Consider the following 6739-nt stretch of genomic DNA (forward strand, 5'->3'; position numbering starts at 1 on the left):
ATACGGAACTGCGCTGCGGGCTTCTCTGAACCTCTCACGCCTAGCCGTGGCCCCCTACCGCGCGAGCGGTTTCGTTCACCGGCCCTGAAGAGACGTTCAGGAGAGGTCCGAAGTCTAATTTGATCGTCGCTTGCGAGCCGGGAATCGGACATTCGGCTCGGTAGCTAAGGCACCCGCTCGATCACGAGGGGTCATCGCCGGACGCGGTGCACGGTTGCGAGCGACGATCTTCTCCGACTACAGTGTAGCCGCCGTCAATGCGGCCGCGACCAGCCGCGCCTGTTCCGGACGATGCGCCGCGACCGAAGAATGCGCGCCGGCTGGCGTCGCGGTGCGGCATACATCGCGCAAGACGCAATTGGCGGGGAGCACGGTCTCCAGTTCGTCGCGAACGAATCGCCATGCGCCCTGATTGCGGTCCTCCTCCTGCGCCCACGCGATGCTGCGCAAGTTGATGAACCGGGCGAGCACGCGCCGAAGCTGGTTTTGCGGGAACGGATAGAGCTGTTCGATGCGGATGATCGCCGTCGATTCGTCCCGGGAAGCGTCGCGAGCATCGCGCAATTCGTAGTAGAACTTTCCGCTGCATAGCACGACGCGTTCAACGGCACTTGAGTCTGCGATGCGTTCGTCGTCCAGCACGCATTGAAATGCGCCAGCGGTCATCTCTCGCAGCGGCGCATGTGACGCCACGTTGCCGTAAAGCTTCGACTTCGGAGACATGACGATGAGCGGCCTCCGGCGTTCGGCCATCGCGTGCTGGCGAAGCAGATGGAACCATTGCGCCGAGGTCGAAGGCACGACGATCCGCATGTTTTCGTCCGCGCAAAGCTGCAGGAAGCGGCCGAGATAGCCGCTCGAATGCTCCGGACCGACGCCCTCATGACCATGCGGCAGCAATACGGCGAGCGCCGACTCATAACCCCATTTGAACTCGCCGGCCGCGATGTACTGATCGATGAAAACCTGCGCGCCGTTGACGAAATCGCCGTACTGCGCTTCCCAGACAGTCATCGTAGCCTTCGTTTGCACACTGTAGCCGTACTCGAATCCAAGCACGGCCTCTTCGGTCAGCGGAGAGTTCACGATGTCGAACCGTCCCTGCTTCCCGGCGATGCCGCTAAGCGGCACATGCCGGTGGCCCGCCTCGTCGTGCGCATCCTGCGCATGCCAGACGGCGTGGCGATGCATGAACGTGCCGCGCCCCACGTCGAGACCCGATAGCCGGATGTCATGCCCGGCTTCGAGCAAGGAGGCATACGCCATGTTCTCGGCGAAGCGCCAGTCGGCCGGACGGTTCTCGTCCGCGACGGTGTCTTGCCACTTCGCGAGCATCGTAGAAACGATCGGATGCAGCGACAAGTTCTCCGGCACACGCGTGATCGCGGCAGTGAGCGCCCGCAGCCGGCTCAACGACAGTTGCGCGCCGGGCCGAACGGTCGGCTCGCCGTTCGTCTCGCCACTTTCAGGCGCAGGTGCGTCCGCAACGGCGGTGTTCGATCCGAGCCTGCGCAGCGCATCGTCGCGCAAGGCGGGAAGCGCGGTGCCGCCACCGGTGGCGATGTAGTACAGCTCCGTCACGGTCGGATGCATGTCGATCGCCATCTGCAACAGCGGTTGCGTGACTGCGGGAACATCGTGCTCCGAATGCCCGAGGCGGCGATAACCGATCAGGTCGATCACAATATCCGCCCCGTGCTCCTTGCGATAGTCATACGCCAGCCGCGCTGCACGGACGACTTCTTCCGGATGATCCGCGTTGACGCGGACGACCGGTGCGTCGATCATGCGCGCGATATCGGTACAGTAAGCGTGGTCGCTTGCATCCATCCTGTTCGGGGTGGTGAAGCCGATCTGGTTGTTCAGGATGACATGGACGGTGCCGCGCAAATCATAGCCGTCCTTGCGCGTCATATTCAGCGTTTCCATGACGACGCCCTGGCCGGCGAACGCGGCGTCGCCATGAACTGCGACGGTCAGACAATCCTCGCCTGGATGGTCATCCTGCCATGCACGAGCCATGCCGCTGACGACAGGATGAACGCTTTGCAAATGCGATGGGTTGTGCGCCAGAAACACGAGGACGTCGCCGTTCGGCGTGCGCTTTACGACCTCACCGCCCAAGTGGTACGGCAGGTCCGTTTGAACGACCGGGAGATCCGAGTCAGGATCGAGACGATCGATCATTCCCACAGCGGAGAACCCCATCACGGTGACAAGCGTATTCACCCGTCCGCGATGCGGCATACCGAGAAACAACTGTTGCGTGCGGTCGCTTGCCGCGCTTGCGATCAGCGTGTCGAGAAGCGGTACCAAGCTCTCGCACCCCTCCAACGAGAAGCGCTTCGCATCTTCGTGGCGTGCCGCGACGAGCCGCTCCCACATTTCGGCGTCGAGAAGACGCCGCAGCAGCGCCTCGCGCTGTTGCTGCGTGGGCGGGGGGAGAGCGCGATCGCACTCCATCCGCTGGAACAGCCATGCACGGCGCGACTCATGGCGCACGCCGCTGCAGTCGAGCGCCAGCGCACCGCAGTAAGCGCGCTTGAGCTGTTCCTCAAGCTCGCCGACCGTCGCCGCCGATGCGAAGGATGCGTTGTGAACGGCGATCGTCTGCGATGCGTCGAGTCCGTGATGGAGCGGCGACAACGCCGGCGCGTGTCCCGGCGCGGAGAGTCCAAGCGGGTCCAGCGTCGCCATGAGATGGCCATGGTTGCGGTAAGCGTCGATCAGGGCCGCCACTGCCTGCGCTGCGGCGTCAACATTCTTTGAGCGGTCGGCGGCGGTTTCGTGAACCGGAGCTTCGTCGATAGGGTCTTGGTACATGGTATGGGCTGGGTGTCGGATAACGGTTATTCGGATTCGCCGTTCTCCCCGCGCCCGATCGAGACGCAATCCGGGCGAGATCAGAGGAGAAGCTCGGTCGACAGACCGCGAGTCGGCTCGGCGAGCGTCTGGTTCCGCGCTGCCGGTCAACTGTTTTTGCAGGGCCGGAATGCTGGTCCGGCCCCGTGTCTCCGTCCATCCTGCAAGAACCTTCAGCGAGTGCGCCGTTCGCGACGGCGCCGTATGGCGATCAGCTGGTTGCGAGCATCGGCATGGTGGGCGCCGCGTCCGCTTGGCTCACTTCTCGTGCGAGCTTCGGCGCCTCGGCGGCGTCGAGCTTGAAGGAGGCGACCAGTTGTGTCAGTTCAGCGGCTTGATCGCGCAACGACTGCGCGGCGGCTGCGCTTTCTTCGACGAGCGCGGCGTTCTCCTGCGTAACCTGATCCATTTGCGTGACGGCCTGATTGATCTGCCCGATGCCGTCGCTCTGCTCGCGGCTCGATATACTCATTTCACCGACGATGCTCGTGACGCGCGAAATGCTGCTGAGCACTTCACGAATGGTTTGGCCTGCTTCCTCGACGGTCTGGCTGCCCGTATCCGCGAGACCGACGGAGTTGTCGATAAGCGTCTTGATTTCCTTGGCAGCCACCGCGCTTCGCTGGGCGAGGCTTCGGACTTCGCTCGCGACGACGGCGAAGCCGCGTCCGTGTTCACCGGCCCGCGCCGCTTCGACAGCAGCATTAAGCGCGAGTATGTTCGTCTGGAAAGCGATGCCCTCGATCACCGTGATGATGTTCACGATCTCGCGCGATGAAGCGTTGATGGCGCCCATCGTATCGACGACGCGGTTCACGGCTTCCCCGCCTCTGCCGGCAATCACGGAGGCATCCGATGCGACGCGGTTGGCTTCCAGCGCGTTGTCGGCGTTTTGCTTCACGGTGGAGGTAAGTTCGTCCATCGCGGCCGCCGTCTGTTCAAGGGCGCTGGCCTGCTGCTCGGTACGGCTCGAGAGGTCCATGTTGCCGCTTGCGACTTCCTGTGACGCGTGCGTAATCGTTTGCGTCGCCGTGCGCACATTACCCACAATGCCGTGCAGGTTCTCGATCATTCGCTTGAGCGCGCCCTGCAGTCTGCCGATTTCATCCCTCGACGCGACGTCGATGCGATGCGTCAGGTCGCCGTCCGCGACCGCTTCGGCGAGGTTGACCGCTTGACGGATAGGCCTCGTAATGCTGCGTGTGATGACGATGCCGGTGCCGATCGCCGCGAGTATCGCGGCAAGCGAGAGCAGCACCATCTGGATGCGCGCATCGCGGCCGTCTTCGGCGGCCTTTGTCGCGGCTGCCTGCATCAGCGCGGCCTGATAGTCGACCATCTTGTCGACCAGCAGGTAGTAGTCGTCCTGTTGGCGGGCGAGATCGCCGAGATACAGCTCGCGCGCGTCCTGCTGCTGGTTGCCTTTGACGAGATCAAAGAATTTACGGACGCTAGCGCCATAAACCGTACGCGCGCCGATCTGTTCCTTAAAAAGCGCCTTGCCGTCATCGCTCGACAGGAGTTTTTCAAGCTTCGCATACGCGTGTGCATTGGCGGTACGGATCGCCACGTATTCGTCCATAAAGCGCTTTGCCTGATCCTCCGAGGAGGCGAGCAAGAGCTTGCTCAAGATGCCATTGGCCTTGTAGCCATTAGTCTTGATGGTGTTGCTCAGCGCGATCAGCGAATAATGTTCGCTGACGACGCTGTCCATCTTTTCGTTGCTCGATTCAAGATGCGCGATTCCCAGTGCCGCGGTGCCGATCATAAGCGCAACGACTACGCCGAACGCGCAGCCGAGGCGAACTCCGATTTTGAGGTTTCTGATCTGCATGATTCAGTTGCTCCACTTTTTTCGACTGTCCCCATTCGGGGACGCTGACTCCGTCCTATTCCAGTACTCGCTGCACGAAGCGGGCGCGATCCGGTGACGGGGATTGAAAGAAACCACCGACCGAACGTCCCTGGCGGCTGTCAGGTGATTAACGGCGATTCTTCACAGGAATTAAGGGCTTATTACAAAATTTGCACGTATAGCCGCCGTTGGATGTAGGCGCTGCATTCATCGACAGCTTCGGTCGACAAGGTGGAGGCGAAGAGGGGGATCGGGGGCGGCTACCCCTGCTCCTCGGCGCGAAGCGGCCATTCGAAGTCTGCGGGCCCGGTGACCGCTTTGGGTCGAGGCTGTGCGAAAACAAGTGAGGCATCTCGGCGAGGCAGACGGACGGACCTGGTCAATCGACGAGCGGTCGGATAGGTGCGGTCGCCAAAGAAAATTCCGCCTCGCTTTCGATCAAGGCGACTCGCCGCTTGCTTTCATATCTTCATCGCTTCGATCAACGACGACGCGCCTAGAATACTGATTGCTCGCTTCAGGTTGTACGCTAAGACGTGAAGGCTCATCTCGGTTCGCACGCGCGGGAGGGTCTTCATCAAGAAGTGCGCGGATCCCATCCAGAACTTGAGCGTACCGAATGGGTGTTCGACCGTCTGTCGTCGCAGTCTTGCAGTATTTGGATTCTTATCAAGGCGACGCTGCATGTCCTCAAGTACCTTCTCATGTTCCCATCTCGCTATCCTTCGATAGGGGCTCGGAGTGCATTGCGGCTTGAGTTTGCAACTTGGACATGCTGACGGCCAATACTTGTGAATTGTCAATCCTGCCTCGACCGTCTTGAAGCGCCAAATCGCTTTTTCTCCTGCCGGGCACCGGTACGCATCTTCAGCCTCAATGTAAACAAAATCTCTCTTGTCGAAACGGCCCTCTGCTTTGCTGTTCGATGTCAGCGGTTTGGGAACTAGCGTCTTGATCCCTTGCTTTTCGCAGCGCAGAATCTCATAGCTCTTGTAGTAGCCCCGATCGGCAAGCGCCGTCAATTTCTTTTTGCCGATTGCGTCTCGCGCCATCTCTGCCATTCTCGCCAACTGCGTTCGATCATGTCCAATGCTGACGACGTCATGTGCAACGATCATGTGGTTCTTAAGGTCTACAGCCGTTTGTACGTTATAGCCGACCATTCCCGTGCCGCGCCCACTGGTAGCCATTGAGCGAGCGTCCGGATCCGTTAGCGAGATTTGGCCATCGGGCGCCGCGCGCATTCGCACTTCAATCTCGCCGAGCTTCTGCACTTGCGCCTTGAGACTCTCGATCTTCTCTTTCAAATGGGGGATGCGTTCATCCGGCAAGCTCGTCGGCTCTCGATCGGCCCGGTCTAGTTCATCCATATAGCGGGCAATGCTTTGTTCAAGTTGCTCCATTCGAGCCTGAAGCTTGCGGTCAGTGAAGTTCTTGTCACGGTTGTTGACGGCTTTAAATTTGCTGCCGTCGATCGCGACGGTAGCGTCTGCGAATAGTTTCAACCGGCGGCAAAGCAACACAAACTCGCGGCAAACTTTGCGAATCGCAACGCCGTTGTCCTTCCGAAAGTCAGCGATGGTCTTGAAATCCGGTGTCAGCCGGCCTGTCAGCCAGATCAATTCGAGATTCCGTCGTGCTTCCCGTTCGAGACGGCGACTCGATTGAATTCGATTCAAGTATCCGTAGATGTAAAGCTTGAGCAAGGTCGATGGGTGATATGCCGGCCTGCCCACCAAGGAGGGCGTGGCCCGCTCGAAGCCAAGACCTACTAGATCAAGCTCGTCGACAAAGACGTCCACCACTCGTACGGTGTTATCAGCATCGACGTAGTCGTCGAGACACTCAGGTAGCAGTGCGACTTGATCTCGTGCCGCGCTTTCAATAAATCGCTTCATGGGCCACCATCGAAAGACGTGTTGACTAACTATAGGCAATCAACACGTGAAGCGCACCGGGAATTTCGGAGACGGTTTTGCTGGAGTTACGCTGCCATCGGCATTCCAGCGATTTGTTCATAGT

Annotated in this window: 3 protein-coding genes; all 3 read right to left on the bottom strand. The window is 60.2% G+C overall.

Annotation, left to right across the window (positions count from 1 at the left end):
• Positions 1 to 237: 237 nt before the first annotated feature.
• A complete protein-coding gene (locus tag NCR38_RS33245; protein ID WP_250478498.1) occupies positions 238 to 2823 on the bottom strand; it encodes a 2-oxoglutarate dehydrogenase E1 component in 2586 nt (861 codons plus the stop codon).
• A 250-nt stretch (positions 2824 to 3073) separates the two neighbouring features.
• A complete protein-coding gene (locus NCR38_RS33250; protein ID WP_061121996.1) occupies positions 3074 to 4696 on the bottom strand; it encodes a methyl-accepting chemotaxis protein in 1623 nt (540 codons plus the stop codon).
• Positions 4697 to 5178: 482 nt separating this feature from the next.
• Positions 5179 to 6615: an IS1182 family transposase gene (locus tag NCR38_RS33255; protein ID WP_250478499.1), complete on the bottom strand. Its 1437-nt coding sequence runs from the start codon at positions 6613 to 6615 to the stop codon at positions 5179 to 5181.
• Positions 6616 to 6739: the final 124 nt, after the last annotated feature.

Origin of the sequence: Caballeronia sp. INML1 (assembly GCF_023631085.1) — a bacterium.
Classification (GTDB): domain Bacteria; phylum Pseudomonadota; class Gammaproteobacteria; order Burkholderiales; family Burkholderiaceae; genus Caballeronia; species Caballeronia turbans.

Bases quoted from the DNA above. Each gene is read 5' to 3' on its own strand.
- NCR38_RS33255 (WP_250478499.1), bottom strand. From the start codon at position 6,615: ATGAAGCGATTTATTGAAAGCGCGGCACGAGATCAAGTCGCACTGCTA.
- NCR38_RS33250 (WP_061121996.1), bottom strand. From the start codon at position 4,696: ATGCAGATCAGAAACCTCAAAATCGGAGTTCGCCTCGGCTGCGCGTTC.
- NCR38_RS33245 (WP_250478498.1), bottom strand. From the start codon at position 2,823: ATGTACCAAGACCCTATCGACGAAGCTCCGGTTCACGAAACCGCCGCC.